Source organism: Ponticoccus litoralis (genome assembly GCF_039769985.1).
Taxonomy (GTDB): Bacteria; Pseudomonadota; Alphaproteobacteria; order Rhodobacterales; family Rhodobacteraceae; genus Ponticoccus; species Ponticoccus litoralis.
In genome coordinates this window covers 437,506-453,114 of record NZ_JBDNCH010000002.1, presented here as the reverse complement: position 1 = coordinate 453,114, position 15,609 = coordinate 437,506, and the positions used below count along the sequence as shown (strand labels likewise).

11 protein-coding genes and 4 pseudogenes are annotated in these 15,609 nt (G+C 69.0%); 11 read left to right on the top strand and 4 right to left on the bottom strand.

Going from position 1 to position 15,609, the window contains the following annotated elements; all coding sequences use genetic code 11:
- Positions 1-64 precede the first annotated feature (64 nt).
- Positions 65-1,463: pseudogene (locus ABFB10_RS03190) on the top strand (DegQ family serine endoprotease).
- A 234-nt stretch (positions 1,464-1,697) separates the two neighbouring features.
- On the opposite strand, the gene ABFB10_RS03185 reads toward ABFB10_RS03190, so the two are convergent.
- From ABFB10_RS03185 to ABFB10_RS03175, 3 genes are all read right to left on the bottom strand, one after another.
- Complete coding sequence (locus tag ABFB10_RS03185) at positions 1,698-2,489, bottom strand: pyrroline-5-carboxylate reductase family protein (protein ID WP_347165366.1); 792 nt, start codon at positions 2,487-2,489, stop codon at positions 1,698-1,700.
- A gap of 67 nt (positions 2,490-2,556) precedes the next feature.
- Positions 2,557-3,105, bottom strand: coding sequence for a peptidoglycan-binding domain-containing protein (locus ABFB10_RS03180; RefSeq protein WP_347165365.1), 549 nt, complete (start codon positions 3,103-3,105; stop codon positions 2,557-2,559).
- Between the two features lie 36 nt (positions 3,106-3,141).
- Positions 3,142-3,498, bottom strand: a complete 357-nt coding sequence (locus ABFB10_RS03175) for an OB-fold nucleic acid binding domain-containing protein (protein ID WP_347165364.1) — start codon at positions 3,496-3,498, stop codon at positions 3,142-3,144.
- A gap of 432 nt (positions 3,499-3,930) precedes the next feature.
- Here ABFB10_RS03175 and ABFB10_RS03170 point away from each other — a divergent pair, with 432 nt between their 5' ends.
- The 4 genes from ABFB10_RS03170 (at position 3,931) to ABFB10_RS03155 (ending at position 8,442) form a co-directional block, all read left to right on the top strand.
- Complete coding sequence (locus tag ABFB10_RS03170; RefSeq protein ID WP_347165363.1) at positions 3,931-4,254, top strand: 2Fe-2S iron-sulfur cluster-binding protein; 324 nt, start codon at positions 3,931-3,933, stop codon at positions 4,252-4,254.
- A gap of 265 nt (positions 4,255-4,519) precedes the next feature.
- The gene (locus ABFB10_RS03165; protein WP_347165361.1) at positions 4,520-5,332 is read left to right on the top strand and encodes a TIGR00282 family metallophosphoesterase; all 813 of its coding nucleotides are present in this window, start codon (positions 4,520-4,522) and stop codon (positions 5,330-5,332) included.
- 69 nt (positions 5,333-5,401) lie between these two features.
- Positions 5,402-7,183 carry an SLC13 family permease gene (locus ABFB10_RS03160; protein WP_347165360.1) on the top strand — a complete coding sequence of 594 codons (1,782 nt, stop codon included), beginning with the start codon at positions 5,402-5,404 and terminating at the stop codon, positions 7,181-7,183.
- Between the two features lie 509 nt (positions 7,184-7,692).
- The gene (locus ABFB10_RS03155) at positions 7,693-8,442 is read left to right on the top strand and encodes a YebC/PmpR family DNA-binding transcriptional regulator (protein ID WP_347165359.1); all 750 of its coding nucleotides are present in this window, start codon (positions 7,693-7,695) and stop codon (positions 8,440-8,442) included.
- A gap of 135 nt (positions 8,443-8,577) precedes the next feature.
- Here ABFB10_RS03155 and ABFB10_RS03150 read toward each other — a convergent pair whose 3' ends face one another.
- Positions 8,578-9,471, bottom strand: a complete 894-nt coding sequence (locus ABFB10_RS03150) for a LysR family transcriptional regulator ArgP (RefSeq protein ID WP_347165358.1) — start codon at positions 9,469-9,471, stop codon at positions 8,578-8,580.
- Between the two features lie 90 nt (positions 9,472-9,561).
- Here ABFB10_RS03150 and ABFB10_RS03145 point away from each other — a divergent pair.
- From ABFB10_RS03145 to betB, 6 genes and pseudogenes are all read left to right on the top strand, one after another.
- Positions 9,562-10,154 (top strand): annotated as a pseudogene (locus ABFB10_RS03145) (LysE/ArgO family amino acid transporter).
- Between the two features lie 97 nt (positions 10,155-10,251).
- Positions 10,252-11,148: a DMT family transporter gene (locus tag ABFB10_RS03140; protein WP_347165357.1), complete on the top strand. Its 897-nt coding sequence runs from the start codon at positions 10,252-10,254 to the stop codon at positions 11,146-11,148.
- 116 nt (positions 11,149-11,264) lie between these two features.
- Positions 11,265-11,462, top strand: coding sequence for a hypothetical protein (locus ABFB10_RS03135; RefSeq protein ID WP_347165356.1), 198 nt, complete (start codon positions 11,265-11,267; stop codon positions 11,460-11,462).
- 388 nt (positions 11,463-11,850) lie between these two features.
- Positions 11,851-12,416: pseudogene (gene betI, locus ABFB10_RS03130) on the top strand (transcriptional regulator BetI).
- Positions 12,413-13,920 (top strand): annotated as a pseudogene (betC, locus tag ABFB10_RS03125) (choline-sulfatase). The pseudogenes betI and betC overlap by 4 nt, the downstream one beginning before the upstream one ends.
- 110 nt (positions 13,921-14,030) lie before the next feature.
- The gene (gene betB / locus ABFB10_RS03120) at positions 14,031-15,488 is read left to right on the top strand and encodes a betaine-aldehyde dehydrogenase (RefSeq protein ID WP_347165355.1); all 1,458 of its coding nucleotides are present in this window, start codon (positions 14,031-14,033) and stop codon (positions 15,486-15,488) included.
- The last annotated feature ends 121 nt before the right edge of the window (positions 15,489-15,609 follow it).

Below are 15,609 nucleotides of genomic sequence, written 5' to 3'. Positions count from 1 at the left end.
ATCCCAAGCAATAATACGGGATCGGGCGACGCCGCTGCGGCTGTTCTGGCTGGGCACGCTGTCGATGATCCTGATCGTTTCGCAATCCCTGATGGCACAGGCCGGGGGTGTCCCCGAAAGCTTTGCCGACCTCGCGCAGCGGGTCAGCCCCTCGGTCGTGAACATCACCACTTCGACCGTCGTGGCGGGCCGCACCGGGCCGCAGGGCATCGTGCCCGAAGGCTCGCCCTTCGAGGATCTCTTCCGCGACTTCCGAGGAACGCGGCGGCCCCGACCGCCCGCGCCGGTCCTCGGCCCTGGGCTCTGGCTTCGTGATTTCCGAAGACGGCTACATCGTGACGAACAACCACGTCATCGAAGGCGCCGACGAGATCACCATCGAGTTCTTCTCGGGCCGCGAACTGAAGGCGGAGCTGAAGGGCACCGACCCGAACACCGACATCGCGCTTCTGAAGGTCGAATCGGACGAGCCGCTGCCCTACGTGAACTTCGGCAACTCGGACGGCGCCCGCGTGGGCGACTGGGTCATGGCCATGGGCAACCCGCTGGGGCAGGGCTTCTCGGTCTCCGCAGGCATCGTCTCGGCGCGCAACCGGGCGCTGTCGGGCACCTATGACGACTACATCCAGACCGACGCGGCGATCAACCGCGGCAACTCGGGCGGCCCGCTGTTCAACATGGAAGGCGACGTGATCGGCGTGAACACCGCGATCCTCTCGCCGACCGGCGGCTCGATCGGGATCGGCTTCTCGATGGCGTCGAACGTGGTGACCAAGGTCGTCGAGCAGCTCAAGGAATTCGGCGAGACGCGGCGCGGCTGGCTGGGTGTCCGCATCCAGGACGTGACCGAGGACGAGGCCGAGGCGCTGGGGCTCGAGGAAGCCAAGGGCGCGCTGGTCTCCGACGTGCCGGAAGGCCCCGCCATGGAGGCCGGGATGATGGCCGGTGACGTGATCCTGTCCTTCGACGGCGTCACGGTCGAGGACACGCGCCAGCTGGTGCGGGTTGTCGCCAACACCCCGGTGGGCGAGACCGTGCGGGTCGTGGTCTTCCGCGACGGCGCGACGCAGACACTGAAGGTCACGCTGGGCCGCCGCGAAGAGGCGCAGGGCGCCGTTCCCGCTGCCGCAAGCGGCGGGCCCGATTCGGAAGCCCCCAGCGAGGTCGAGGTGCTGGGCCTGACGCTGAGCCCGCTGACCGCCGAGATCCGCGGCGAGCTGGAGCTGGACGAGGACACCAAGGGCCTTGCGGTCATGGACGTCGTCCCGACCTCGCAGGCCTTCGAGAAGGGCCTGCGCGCCGGCGACCTGATTACCGAAGCCGGTCAAAGCGCCGTGACCACGGTGGCCGAGCTTCAGGACCGCATCGACGAGGCGCAGGAAGAGGGGCGCAAGTCCATCCTTCTGCTGGTCCGTCGCGGTGGCGATCCGCGCTTCGTGGCGCTGGGGCTCGACGAGGACTGAGCTTTCAGGTCAGGGAACCTCGGTTTTGGGCGGCCTTTCAGGCCGCCCTTTTTCGTTTCGGTCTCTGGCGGTTCCGGTCCGTGGTGGTTCCGGTCCGTGCTGGCGGGGGCATGCAGGGGCAGGCGGGACAGCCGCTGCGCGGCTCGTGCGAGAGGCGCTGCCTCTCGCGCTCTCCGCGGTATTTTCAGACCAAAGAAGAGGGGAAGCCTGTGCGGAGGGGCGCGTGTGCCGCGATCAGGCGGGGCGCATCCGCCGGGCCTGTTCGGCGGCGGCGGTCAGCGCCTCGGAGACGTCCTGGTGCAGGGTGCTGCGGCGCAGGCTTTCCAGACCGGCGGCGGTGGTTCCGGCGTAGTCGATCATGCCCTGCACATGTTCGGCGGCTGTGGGCGCGTCCCCGGCCAGCATATGCCCGGCGGAGAGGAACAGCTGCCGGATCGCGCGATCCGCGATCTCGGGCGGGGTGCCGACGCGGACCGCATGGGCGACCATGGCCTCGGCGAAGGCGGCGACGAAGCCCGGCACCGGGCCGGTCATGGCGGTGAAGTGATCCAGCAGCGCCTCGTCCGCCAGTTGATCGCTTTGGCCGCAGGCGCCCAGCAGGCGCTGCGCCCGGGCCAGGTCGGAGCGGGTTGCGGCGGGGGCGGCCACGAAGGGCGAATAGGCCATGCCATGGGCGGCGGCGGGGCTGGACATGGCCCGGATCACCCGTGCCGCGCCGGTCAGCCGGGTGAGATCGTCAAGCGTCGCGGCGGCCATGACCGAGAGGATCAGCGCATCGGGGGCACGCAGGCCAAGGGCCGGTGCCGCGGCGGGCGGCACACAGAGCACGATGGTGTCGCAGCGCGCGGCGAGGCTGGCCGGATCGGTGGTCACGGTGATGGCACGGGCCTGCGGCAGGTCCGGCAGGGCGCCGCTGCGGTTGGCCACGATCAGCGCCTCCGGCGCGACCGTGCCGCTGTCGATCCAGGCCCGCAGGATGGCGCTGCCCAGCATGCCCGATCCGATGAAACCGATCCTGTCGCGCATGGCGCATCTCCTTTGGGTTGCCCGGGGCCAGCGTAGGCGCGGGGCTGTGTCTGGCAAGGCGGGCGGTTCAGAGCGGATCGCGTTCCACGGCGATCAGCCCCAGGTCGCGCGCCGTTTCCACCGAGAGCCGGGCGCTTTCCAGGCCGCGCTCGGACTGGTAGCGGCGCACCGCCGCCGCGGTCGCGGCATCCATGCTGCCCGACACGGGGCCGGTGAAATAGCCGCGTGCGGTCAGCGCCCGCTGCACCGAGGACAGGAACTCTGGCGTCATCTCTTCGGGGCAGGGGGTGGCAAAGCTGATCTCGGCCCGCGGGCGCACGATGCGCGGCACCGGGGCCTTGCGATAGACCGGCGGACGCAGCACCGTGCCATCCTCGGCGATCTCGGCCTGCACGACCTGCACTTCGCCCATGACCTGTTCGTAGACCGCAGGTGTCGTTTCCCGCACGCGGCAGCTGCCGTCGGCTTCGTGTTCTGCCACCGGGGCCCCGGGCATCGGCGCGGCGCCGCCCGCCGGGGTCTCTGCCACCGGGGCGGCACAGGCGCACAGCGCGGCCAGGGCGCAGCCCGTCAGCGGGCGCGCAAGCGAAACGCGCGGGAAGAAGCGGGTGATCACTGCTCGGGCCTCTTGTCGTGCCTTGTCCGGCAGAGACTAGCCACTTTCCGAGCCTGAGGAAAGCGTCTCGTCCAGCAGCCGATCGAGCAGGGCAGAGATGTCCTCGATCTGCTCGGACACCACATGCGTCACGCCGTTCTCGCGTTGCAGGCGACCGGTGACGCGCAGCATCCGCCCGGCGATGACCGCGCGGCGAAAGCGTTCGTAGATCTTGCGCCAGACGATCACGTTGACCACGCCGGTTTCGTCTTCGAGGGTGACGAAGATCACGCCCTTCGCGGTGCCCGGGCGCTGGCGCAGGATGACGATGCCCGCCACGGCGACACGCGCGCCATTGGGCGGTTCGCCCAGCCGGGCAGCGGGAAGGCAGGAGGGCGGGTGGGGCCATGTCATGAGAACGAATATGGAACATCTCCCGTGGTCCGGCAAGGGGACAGACAGGGGCTGGCGCCCGTGCGGCTGGCCTGCGCCGGGGCGCGTGCCCCGAGCGGGGCCGGTTCCATGGCCCGCTTCCGCCGCGGCTGTCCCGGCCCGTGGCGCCCGTCGCGCCGGGGGTCATGTGGCCAGATCGCTGCGCCAGTCCGCTGTCACCGACCGTTGCACCGGAGCCTTGCGCCAGACCGCTGCACCGGATCGCTGGCCGAAAAGGGGCTTCGCCGGGCCGGGGCGGGGCGGAGCCATGGGCGCGGGCCGCGGCGCGGCTTGCCCGGATCGGGCACAGCCGTCGCGACAGGCGGCGCCGCGACGCAAAAGCCTCTGGCCCCCGGGCGCATGGCTGGCTAGGACTGTGCCGGACCAGCGAACAAGGCACCAAGGAGCGGCGCGATGGCAAAGATCACCTATATCGAGCACAACGGAACCGAGCATGTCGTCGAGGTCGCCAACGGGCTGACCGTCATGGAAGGCGCGCGCGACAACGGCATCCCCGGCATCGAGGCGGATTGCGGCGGCGCCTGCGCCTGTTCGACCTGCCACGTCTATGTCGCCCCCGACTGGGTGGAAAAGCTGCCCGCCAAGGACGACATGGAAGAGGACATGCTCGACTTTGCATTCGAGCCGGACCCGGCGCGCTCGCGGCTGACCTGCCAGCTGAAGGTCTCGGACGCGCTGGACGGGCTTGTCGTGCAATTGCCCGAGAAGCAGATCTGATGCGCCGGGCGGGGGTGGCTTTCGCGGCCCTCGCCCCGGCTCTTGTGGCCAGGCCGCTTGATGCGCAGGGGCGCTCGGTTCTGATCCGGCGCGCCGCCTGTCAGGCCTGTGACGCGCCGCGCCCAGGCCGTGCGGGGGCTTGCGGCCTGCCGAGGGCCCGCCGCCCCGGCGCCAACCGCCCTGCGGCGATCCGCGCGGCCATGGGCTGCGATTAGGCGTCGAGGGGGCTTTTCTTTCCCGGCGCGCGCGTCTACCCCTGTGCGCCATGCGGATACTATTCTTGGGCGACGTCATGGGGCGCGCCGGGCGTACCGGCATCGCGGAGCGCCTTCCGGCGCTGCGCCGTGATTGGGCGCTCGATTTCGTCATCGTCAACGGTGAGAATGCCACCAGCGGCCACGGCCTGTCCGAGGCCCATGCCAAGCTGATTTTCGAGGCCGGTGCCGATGTCGTCACGCTGGGCGACCATGCCTTCGACCAGAAGGAGATGCTGTCCTACATCGAGCGCGAGACGCGCATCGTGCGGCCTCTGAACTTTGCCAAGGCGGCGCCGGGGCGCGGGGCGGCGCTGTACAAGGACGGGCGCGGGCGCAAGGTGCTGGTGGTGCAGGCGCTGGGGCAGGTCTTCATGTCGCGCAACTACGACAGCCCCTTCTCTGCCGTCGACGAGGCGCTGAAGCGTCTGGCCGGACAGGCGCAGGCGGTGGTGGTGGACATGCACTGCGAGGCGACATCGGAAAAGATGGGCATGGGCCATTTCTGCGACGGGCGTGCCAGCCTCGTGGTCGGCACGCATACCCATATCCCCACCGCCGACGCGCAGATCCTCGACGGCGGCACCGCCTTTCAGTCGGATGCGGGCATGTGCGGCGACTACAACTCTGTCATCGGCATGGAAAAGACCGAACCCCTGCGCCGCTTTGTCATCGGCATGCCCAAGAGCCGGTTCTCTCCGACTGAGGGGGAGGCGACGCTTTGCGGCACCTTCGTCGAGACCGACGATGCCACGGGCAAGGCAAAGCGCGTCTGCATGGTGCGGCAGGGCGGACGGCTGGCGCAGCTTGGCCCCGATCTCTGAGTTTCTCTTGCAACGCCTGCGCTGCTTCGCAAAAATGCGTTCGTTTGGGGATGAGCGACAAGGTATTGTATGAACTGGATCGACTTGAGCCAGACGGCGCAGGCGTGGGTGACGATTGCGGTGGTTATCGTGATGTTCGCCCTCTTCGTGCGCGAGACCTATCCGACCGAGGTCACCGCCCTTGGCGGCATGGCCGCGCTTCTGGCGCTGGGGGTGCTGCCGCAGGATGAGGCGCTGGCGGTGCTGGCGAACCCGGCGCCCTGGACCATCGCGGCCATGTTCATCGTCATGGGGGCCCTGGTGCGGACCGGTGCGCTGGATGCCTTCACCCGGCACGCGCAGGAACAGGTGATGAAGCGCCCGAAGATGGCGCTGGGTGCGATTCTCGGCTTCGTGGTGCTGGCCTCGGCCTTCATGAACAACACACCCGTCGTCGTGGTCATGCTGCCGGTCTTCGTGCAGATTGCCAACTCGCTGGGCGTCGCGCCGTCCAAGCTGCTGATCCCGCTCAGCTATGCGGCGATCCTTGGCGGCACGACCACGCTGATCGGGACCTCGACCAACCTGCTGGTGGACGGCATCGGGCGCCAGCGCGGGCTCGAGCCCTTCTCGATCTTCGAGGTCACCCCCATGGCGCTGGTGCTGGTCGCTGTCGGCATGGCCTATCTGTATTTTGCCGGGCGCTTCCTGCTGCCCGAGCGGTCTTCGATGGCAGGGATGCTGTCGTCGGACCGCAGCCGGATGAAGTTCTTCACCGAGGCGGTGATCCCGCCGGATTCCAACCTGATCGGTCGCGAGGTGCTGGGCGTGCAGCTGTTCAAGCGCGAGGGCGTGCGGCTGATCGACGTGATCCGGGGCGACGAATCCCTGCGCCGCAACCTTGAAGGCGTAGAGCTGGAGGTCGGCGACCGCGTGGTGCTGCGCACGCAGATGACCGAGTTGCTGTCCCTGCAACGCAACAAGGAGCTGAAGCGCGTCGACCAGGTTTCCGCCAAGGAGACAACGACCGTCGAGGTGCTGATCTCTCCGGGCTGCAAGATGGTCGGGCGTTCGCTTGGTGCGCTGCGCCTGCGGCGGCGGTTCGGCGTCTACCCGCTGGCGGTGCACCGGCGGAACCAGAACATCGGGCGCCAGCTGGACGAGCTTGTGGTGCGCGTCGGCGACACGCTGCTGCTGGAAGGCAACGCCGAGGACATCAAGCGCCTCGCCGACGAGATGGACCTTGTCGATGTGGCCACACCCACTGTCCGCGCCTTCCGTCGCGGCCATGCTCCGGTGGCCCTGGGCGCGCTGGCGGCGGTGGTGATCCTCTCGGCGCTGGGTGTGGCGCCGATCCTGCCGCTGGCGGTGATCGCCGTGGCGGTGGTGCTGCTGTCGCGCTGCATCGACGCGGACGAGGCCTTTTCCTTCGTCGAGGGCCGCCTGCTGGCGCTGATCTTCGCCATGCTGGTGGTGGGCGCGGCGCTGGACAGCTCTGGCGCGGTCGAGATGATCGTCGGCGCGCTGGCGCCCTGGATGGAGACCCTGCCGCCGGTGCTGCTGGTGGCCTCGGTCTTCTTCCTGACCTCGATCCTGACCGAGGCGATCAGCAACAACGCGGTGGCGGTCGTGGTGACGCCCATCGCCATCGGGCTGGCCGCTGCCATGGGGGTCGATCCGCGCCCGCTGGTGGTGGCGGTGATGATCGCCGCTTCCTGCGCCTTCGCCACGCCGATCGGCTACCAGACCAACACGCTGGTCTATGGCCCCGGCGGCTATCGCTTCACCGACTTCCTGCGGGTCGGGCTGGGGATGAACCTTGTCATGGGCATCGTCGCCTCGCTTCTGATCCCGGTGTTTTTTCCGCTGTGACGCAGGGTTAGGGTCCGTATTCGACAAGGCTGCGCAGCCTTCTGCCGGGCGGATGCTGCGGGCCCTTGAGACCTCTGCGCCCGGATGCGTTGCAGCGATGCCGTAGCCCATGGCGGGCCGGTCGTTCGCGGCGATCCGGGGGATCGGCGACGGGCGGGCGGTTTGGATCTGGGTCTTGAGTGGCTGGTCTGGGCCGGGACCGGCCCGCAGCCCGGGCCGCCGCCGAGGATCGCACCGGTCTTGTCGCGCCGGGCCAGCGCCCCGGGCCGCGTCGCGCGGTTCCGGCGGATGCGATACTGGCGCCCCGCCACAGCCCGCCCCGGGCCCCGGTCATGGACGGCGCGGCCTTCGGCGCCACTGGCTCAAGCTTCGGAGCGGAGGCAGACGCAGGAAACGGGCAACGAAGGCGGGCTTGCCGCCGCGACGCGCCCGCGCCACGCGTCTTGGCAAGGGGGGCGTCCTCCCGTATAGAGGCGCCCATACATCACAAACCGATATGAGGCGAGTACATGGCCGGCCATTCCAAATGGGCAAACATTCAGCACCGCAAGGGCCGACAGGACAAGTTGCGCGCCAAGGTCTTTTCGAAACTGTCCAAGGAAATCACCATCGCGGCGAAGATGGGCGACCCGGATCCGGAAAAGAACCCGCGCCTGCGTCTGGCGGTGAAAGAGGCCAAGGGCCAGTCGATGCCCAAGGACAATATCGAGCGCGCCATCAAGAAGGCCATCGGCGGCGAGGGCGAGGATTACGAGGAAATCCGCTACGAGGGCTACGGCCCGAACGGCGTGGCGGTGATCGTCGAGGCAATGACCGACAACCGCAACCGGACCGCCTCGACCGTGCGCTCGACCTTCACCAAGAACGGCGGCAACCTTGGCGAGACCGGGTCCGTCGGCTTCATGTTCGAGCGCAAGGGCGAGATCGTCTATCCCGCCTCGGTGGGGGACGCGGACGACGTCATGATGGCGGCGATCGAGGCCGGGGCCGAGGACGTGGAATCCTCGGAAGAGGGCCACACGGTCTACTGTGCCGACACCGACCTGAACGAGGTGTCCTCGGCGCTTGAGACGGCCCTGGGCGAATCCGAGTCGACCAAGCTGATCTGGAAGCCGACCACCACGACGGAACTGGATCTCGACGGCATGAAGACCCTGATGAAGCTGGTCGACGCGCTGGAAGAGGACGACGACGTGCAGCGCGTCACCACCAACTTCGAGGCCTCGGACGAGGTCATGGAGCAGCTGGAAAGCCTCTGACGGGCCATCCGGTCTTTCTGGGCCGCGAGACCCGGACCGAAGCGGGCGGGGGCTGCCGCGACAGGCGGTGGCCCGGCCCATCCGGGTGCCGGGCCGGGGACGTGCGCGACCTCGACAAGGGCGGCCCCGGGGCCCCTAGGGGCCGTCCGGTCCCGCCTGTTGCACCAATCCGCGCTTCGCGGCCCGCACCATGGCCCGTGTCAGGGGCCGTAGCGCGGGGGCGACGAGGCTGCGCAACTGCCAGTACAGCGGCACGTCGAAGGGGCGGTCGGGCGCCATGTCGCGCAGGCGGCCCGCCGTGATCTCTGCATCCACCAGCGGCGCCGGGTTCAGGCCCCAGCCCAGCCCCAGTTTCGCCGCCGTGACGAAGCCGTGGGTCGAGGGCAGCAGATGCGCGGGCGGCGACAGCGGCTGCCCGGTGAGCGCGGTGATCCAGGCCCGCTGGTGGCGGTCGTGCCCCGAGAAATCCAGCATGGGCGCCTGCGCCAGCGCCGTGGCGTCGAGGCCCCGCGCGAAGTGCCTGTCGTGGAAGGCGGGGGCGCAGGTGGCCCGGTAGCGCATCGCGCCCAATGCGATCACGTCGCAGCCCTGAACCGGGTTTGCCTGCGTGGTGACGACGGCAGAGACCTCGCCGCGCCGCAGCCGCTCCGCCGAGATGGATTCGTCCTCGACCACGATCTCGTACAGCAGGTCTGCGTCCGCCAGCGCGGGCAGGGCCCATGTATCCAGCGAATCGGCATTCAGCACGATGCGGACGCGGGCGGCGGCGCGGGCCTGGTGCAGCTCATCCGCAAGCGCCGCATCCAGCAGCGCCTGCTCGCGGGCATGCCGGGCCAGGCGGGCGCCAAGCGCGGTGGCCTTGGCGGGGCTGGTGCGGATCACCAGCGGCGTCCCGGTGCGGTCCTCCAGCGCGCGGATGCGCTGCGAGATTGCCGAGGGGGTGACACCAAGCGCGGCGGCGGCTTCCTCGAAGCTGCCAAGACGCAGGACCGCCTCGAGGGCGGCAAGCTGGGCGGGGTCGAGGCGCATCCTTAGCTGTCCTTATGCAGATGCAGGCAGATTAACTTGGCTTACCCCTGGTGTCACCGTAGTCCGGTCCGAAAGAGGGAGAGAGCGGTGATGCAGAGTGTCTTCGCGGGCTACGCGCTGGGGCTGAGCCTGATCGTGGCGATCGGATCGCAGAACGCCTTTGTCCTGCGGCAGGGGCTGCGCGGCGAACATGTGCTGCCGGTGGTCCTGGTCTGCGCCCTGAGCGACGCGCTTCTGATCGCGGGCGGCGTGGCCGGCATGGGTGCGCTGGTGCGCGCGGCGCCCTGGCTGGAGGGCGCGATGCGGCTGGCGGGGGCGGCCTTCCTGATCGCCTACGGGCTGCGCAGCCTGTGGTCGGCCTGGCGCGGCGGCGCGGCGATGACGGCGGGCAGGGGGTGGGCAGCCTGCGGGCGGCGCTTCTGACCTGCCTCGCCCTGACCTGGCTGAACCCGCATGTCTACCTCGACACGGTGCTGCTGCTGGGCGCGGTCTCGGGCGAGGCCGCCTGGCCCCTGGGTTTCGGCATCGGGGCGGTTACAGCCTCGTTCAGCTTCTTCTTCGCACTGGGCTTCGGCGCGCGGTTGCTGGCGCCGGTCTTTGAGCGTCCGGGGGCGTGGCGCGTGCTGGACGCGGGCATCGGAGTGACCATGTGGCTGATCGCGGCGGGGCTGCTCTTGGGGTGAGGCCGGTTTCTTAGAAAGAAACCGCCACGAATTCTTTGCAAGAATTCGGCGCCCCCGCCGCTTGCGCCTGCCCGGATATCCGCTAAGCCTGAGGCCCATGGACATGACGGCGCGCCCGGCGCAGGGCATCTTCTGGATGGCGGTCACGGGGCTGTGCTTCGTTGCTGTCACGGCTTTGGTGAAGCTCCTGGGCGAGCGCATCCCCGCCGCCGAATCCGCCTTCCTGCGCTACCTTTTGGGCCTCGTCTTCCTGCTGCCCATGGCGCGCAGCCTGTCCCGCCTGCGGCTGTCGGGGCGGCAGTGGCAGCTGTTCGGCCTGCGTGGCCTGTTGCATACGGCGGGCGTGGTGCTGTGGTTCTTCGCCATGACGCGCCTGCCCATCGCCGAGGTCACGGCGATGAACTACCTCAACCCGGTCTATGTGACGATCCTCGCGGTGTTCTTCCCGGGCGAGACGCTGGCCTTTCGCCGCATCCTTGCCATTGTCGCGGCGCTGCTCGGCGCCTTGCTGATCCTGCGGCCCGGGTTCCGCGAGCTCGACCCCGGCCACATCGCCATGCTGGGCACGGCGCTGTTCTTCGCCGGCTCCTACCTGCTGGCCAAGATCCTCTCGGGGCAGGTCAGCGCCGCCGTGGTCGTGGCGCTTCTGTCGATCACGGTGACCGTCGGGCTGGCGCCGCTGGCGCTGGCGGTCTGGGTCTGGCCGACCGGCTGGGAGCTGCTGGTGCTGTTTGGCGTGGCCAGTTTCGCGACCGCCGGGCATTACACCATGACGCTGGCCTTCGCTGCCGCCCCGGTGTCGGTGACGCAGCCGGTCACCTTCCTGCAACTGGTCTGGTCGGTGCTGGTGGGCTGGGTCTTCTTCGCCGAGCCGCCGGATTTCTGGGTGATCGGGGGCGGCTCGCTGATTGTCGGCGCCGTGGTCTTCATCACCTGGCGCGAGGCGCGGTTGAAGAAAGCCGTGACCCCGGCGGTGCCGGAAACGAAGCTCTGATTTCGCCCGGCATTGTCCGCGCCTCGTGAAAAATCCCCGGTGGCGCCCAAGCGGCGCCGCATTTGGCGGGCATTCATTGACCCAACGGAAGTCAGAGTGCGACGCAGGAGGGACGGATGTTTACGGAAAGCACAGTGACCGGGGATATGAGGGAGGTGGAAAGCTTCCTGCTGGCCGAGCGGCAGAAGGTGCTGTCGGAGGCGGAGTGGCGGTTCCGGATGCGGGGCTACGGCTACAACCTGCGCCGGACCGAGGGTGGCGTCGAAGTGGCGCGCCTGCCGAAGAACGAGGTCCTGGGCGTCTTTTCCATCTGAGGCCGGGCCCGGCGGGGTCCGGATCGGCCCGTCGGAAAGGCGGGCAGGGCACCCGGGTCATGGGCCGGATGCCATGGCCAGGGGGCGGGGTCGCCCGAGGGCCCGGCTGGCAAGCGGGGGACCGGTTGCACAAGCTGGCCTCACCGAGGATCTGTCAGGGATCGAGGCTGCACCACACGCCAAGAGGGGATAAACCCTTCGCGGGTCGCTTATGGGCGCGACAGGCTCTGCTCCAAGCCTGATCCGACAGCGGAGCGCGCCGTTTTCGCCGGGCCGGACCGATGCGCCCGTGCCGCTGCCTCGGGGGCCGTTTGCCCGGCAGACAGATGGCGGTGACAGACTGGTGATTTTGATTGACGCACCAGTCAATAAACGGCAGTTTGCCGTCATGCCCAAGATTGGACAGGAACCTCTTCGCAGGGCGGCCCTTATGGAAGCCGCCGTGGCCGAGATCGGCGAGGCCGGGACGCTTGATGTCACGGTCGGCCAGATCGCGCGCCGTGCCGGCATGTCCAGCGCGCTGGCCCATCACTACTTTGGCGGCAAGGCGCAGATCTTCCTGGCCGCGATGCGGCACGTGCTGACCGAATACGGGCAAGAGGTGCGGCGCGCCCGGCCGGGGCCGAAGAGGGCCGGCGGCTGGAGGCGATCATCGACGCGAGCTTTGCAGAAAGCTGTTTCCGGCCCGCGACGGTTTCGGCCTGGCTGACCTTCTACGTGCTCTCGCTCAGCGATCTGGAAGCGGCGCGGCTGCTGCGGATCTACCAGCGGCGGCTGCGGTCGAACCTCGTGGATGCGTTGCGCGGGCGCACCGACCGGCCCGGGCCGGTGGCCGAGCATCTGGGCGCCCTGATCGACGGTGTCTACCTGCGCGCGGCGCTCTCGGGGCGGGGCGTTGGAGGGGGCGCGGAAGAGGTGCTGGCCAGCGCCTATGCGATGATGGGGACGCGATGAGCCAGCCGAATATCCTGATCCTGATGGTCGACCAGCTGAACGGGACGCTGTTCCCGGACGGCCCCGCCGACTGGCTGCACGCGCCGAACCTGAAGGCGCTGGCGGCGCGGGCGACGCGCTTCGCCAATGCCTACACGGCCTCGCCGCTGTGCGCGCCGGGGCGGGCCTCTTTCATGTCGGGGCAACTGCCCAGCGTCAGCCGGGTCTACGACAATGCCGCCGAGTTCGCCTCGGACATTCCCACCTATGCGCATCACCTGCGCCGGGCGGGCTACCAGACGGCGCTCTCGGGCAAGATGCATTTCGTCGGCCCCGACCAGCTGCACGGCTTCGAGGAGCGGCTGACCACCGACATCTACCCCGCCGATTTCGGCTGGACACCGGACTATCGCAAGCCCGGCGAGCGGATCGACTGGTGGTACCACAATATGGGCTCGGTGACGGGCGCGGGTGTGGCCGAGATCTCGAACCAGATGGAATACGACGACGAGGTCGCGCATCACGCCAGGATGAAGCTCTATGACCTCGCGCGGGGTCTGGATGCGCGGCCCTGGTGCCTGACCGTGTCCTTCACCCACCCCCACGACCCCTATGTGGCGCGGAAGAAATACTGGGATCTTTACGAGGATTGCGCGCATCTGCTGCCGCAGGTTCCGGCCATGGCCTACGAGGATCACGACCCGCATGCGCAGCGGATCTTCGATGCCAACGACTGGCGCAACTTCGATATCACCGAAGAGGATATCCAGCGGTCGCGGCGCGCTTACTTCGCCAATATCTCGTATCTCGACGACCACATCGGCACGCTCTTGCAGACGCTCGAGGACACCCGGCAGGAGGCCGTCGTGGTTTTCGTCAGCGACCACGGCGACATGCTGGGCGAGCGCGGGCTGTGGTTCAAGATGTGCTTCTACGAGGGTTCGGCCCGGGTGCCCATGATGATCGCCACGCCCGGCGGGCAGGGGGGCGGGTGACCGACCCGGTGTCCAACATCGACATCTGCCCGACGCTTTGTGCGCTGGCGGGCGTGGACATGTCCGAGGTCATGCCATGGACCGAGGGCGAGTCGCTGGTGCCCCTGATGTACGGCGCCGCGCGCAAGACGCCGGTGGCGATGGAATACGCGGCAGAGGCCAGCTACTCGCCGCTGGTCTGCCTGCGCGAGGGCCGGTGGAAATACACCAACTGCGCGCTGGACCCGGAGCAATTGTTCGACCTCGAGGCCGATCCGCACGAGCTGGAGAACCGTGCCGATGACCCGGCGGCGAAATCGGTGCTGGAAGGGTTCCGCGTCAAGGCCGCCGCGCGCTGGGACCTGGAGCGCTTCGACGCCGAGGTGCGGCAAAGCCAGGCCCGGCGCTGGGTGGTCTACGAGGCGCTCCGGCAGGGCGGCTATTACCCGTGGGATTTCCAACCCCTGCGCGCGGCCTCGGAACGCTACATGCGCAACCACATGGACCTGAACGTGCTGGAAGAGAACAAACGGTTCCCGCGCGGCGAATGACCGGGCGCGCCTGCGGCCTCGTCTTCGTAGGCCGCCCGCCCACCCACCCCGTCCTCCGAAGACGAGGCCCCTTCGGGGCGGTCCGGGGGCTTTGACCTCGAGGTTTTGCAATGGCCTATGACACGCAACCCAAAGCCAGCCACTTCATCGACGGCGCCTATGTCGAGGACAGCGCCGGAGAGCAAATCGAGGTGATCCACCCCGCCACCGGCGCGGTGATCGCCCGCCTGCACGCGGCGACCCCGGCGGTGATCGAGCAGGCGGTGACCTCGGCGCTGCGGGCGCAGGCGGACTGGGCGCGCGTGCCGGGCACGGAGCGGGGCCGCATCCTGCGCCGCGCCGCCGACCTGATGCGCGATCGCAACCGCGACTTGTCGGTGCTGGAAACCCGGGACACCGGCAAGCCGCTGCAGGAAACGCTGGTGGCCGATGCCACCTCGGGCGCCGACGCGCTGGAATACTTCGGCGGGCTGGCGGCGAGCCTGACCGGCGAACACGTCCAGCTGGGCGAGAACTGGGGCTATACCGTGCGCGAGCCGCTGGGGCTGTGCGTCGGCATCGGGGCGTGGAATTACCCGACCCAGATCGCCTGCTGGAAGGGCGCGCCGGCGCTGGCCTGCGGCAATGCGATGATCTTCAAACCCTCCGAGGTGACGCCGCTCTGTGCCCTGAAGGTGGCCGAGATCCTGCACGAGGCGGGCCTGCCCGCCGGGCTCTACAACGTGGTGCAGGGGGCGGGCGCCGTGGGCGGCGCGCTGGTCACCGACCCGCGGGTCGAGAAGGTCTCGCTGACCGGCTCGGTGCCGACGGGGCGGCGGGTCTACGCAGCCGCCGCCGAGGGCATCAAGCATGTCACGATGGAACTGGGCGGCAAATCGCCCCTGCTGGTCTTCGACGATGCGGATGTGGAAAACGCCGTCGGCGGCGCGATCCTCGGCAACTTCTATTCCTCCGGGCAGGTCTGCTCGAACGGCACCCGGGTCTTCGTGCAGACGGGTATCAAGGAGCGCTTCCTGACGCGCCTCGCCGAACGGCTGAAGGGCGCGATCCTCGGCGACCCGATGGATGAGGCCACGAACTTCGGCCCGCTGGTCTCGCAGGCGCAGCGCGAGAAGGTCATGGGTTACATCGCCGAGGGCCGGGCCGAGGGCGCCCGCCTCGTGACCGGCGGCGCGGCCCCAGATGGCCCCGGCTTCTTTGTCGAACCCACGGTCTTCGCCGATGTCACCGACACCATGACCATCGCGCAGGAGGAAATCTTCGGCCCGGTCATGGCGGTGCTCGACTTCGAGACCGAGGACGAGGTCATCGCCCGCGCCAATGCCACCGACTTCGGCCTCTCCGCCGGGGTTTTCACGACGGATTTCGCCCGCGCGCACCGGGTCATCGGCCAGCTGCAGGCCGGGTCCTGCTTCATCAACTCCTACAACGACGCGCCGGTCGAACTGCCCTTCGGCGGCGCCAAACGCTCCGGCGTGGGGCGCGAGAACGCAAGGGCCGCGATCGAGCACTACAGCCAGCTCAAAAGCGTCTACGTGCGCATGGGCGACGTCGAGGCACCCTTCTGATGGCCGCCCCCTCCGCACCCCCACGCCGCACGACCCGGCCCCCGCTCACCCCAGCGCGTCCCGGGCCCGAAATGAGGCGCACCCCGCGTTTCTTCTGTCCGGAAATATCCCCGCCGGAGGC

What these genes read in the sequence shown, in the direction of transcription:
- ABFB10_RS03155 (WP_347165359.1), top strand. Translation starts at nt 7,693, where the DNA reads ATGGCCGGCCATTCCAAATGGGCAAACATTCAGCACCGCAAGGGCCGA.
- betB (WP_347165355.1), top strand. Translation starts at nt 14,031, where the DNA reads ATGGCCTATGACACGCAACCCAAAGCCAGCCACTTCATCGACGGCGCC.
- ABFB10_RS03135 (WP_347165356.1), top strand. Translation starts at nt 11,265, where the DNA reads ATGTTTACGGAAAGCACAGTGACCGGGGATATGAGGGAGGTGGAAAGC.
- ABFB10_RS03160 (WP_347165360.1), top strand. Translation starts at nt 5,402, where the DNA reads ATGAACTGGATCGACTTGAGCCAGACGGCGCAGGCGTGGGTGACGATT.
- ABFB10_RS03175 (WP_347165364.1), bottom strand. Translation starts at nt 3,498, where the DNA reads ATGACATGGCCCCACCCGCCCTCCTGCCTTCCCGCTGCCCGGCTGGGC.
- ABFB10_RS03150 (WP_347165358.1), bottom strand. Translation starts at nt 9,471, where the DNA reads ATGCGCCTCGACCCCGCCCAGCTTGCCGCCCTCGAGGCGGTCCTGCGT.
- ABFB10_RS03170 (WP_347165363.1), top strand. Translation starts at nt 3,931, where the DNA reads ATGGCAAAGATCACCTATATCGAGCACAACGGAACCGAGCATGTCGTC.
- ABFB10_RS03185 (WP_347165366.1), bottom strand. Translation starts at nt 2,489, where the DNA reads ATGCGCGACAGGATCGGTTTCATCGGATCGGGCATGCTGGGCAGCGCC.
- ABFB10_RS03140 (WP_347165357.1), top strand. Translation starts at nt 10,252, where the DNA reads ATGGACATGACGGCGCGCCCGGCGCAGGGCATCTTCTGGATGGCGGTC.
- ABFB10_RS03165 (WP_347165361.1), top strand. Translation starts at nt 4,520, where the DNA reads ATGCGGATACTATTCTTGGGCGACGTCATGGGGCGCGCCGGGCGTACC.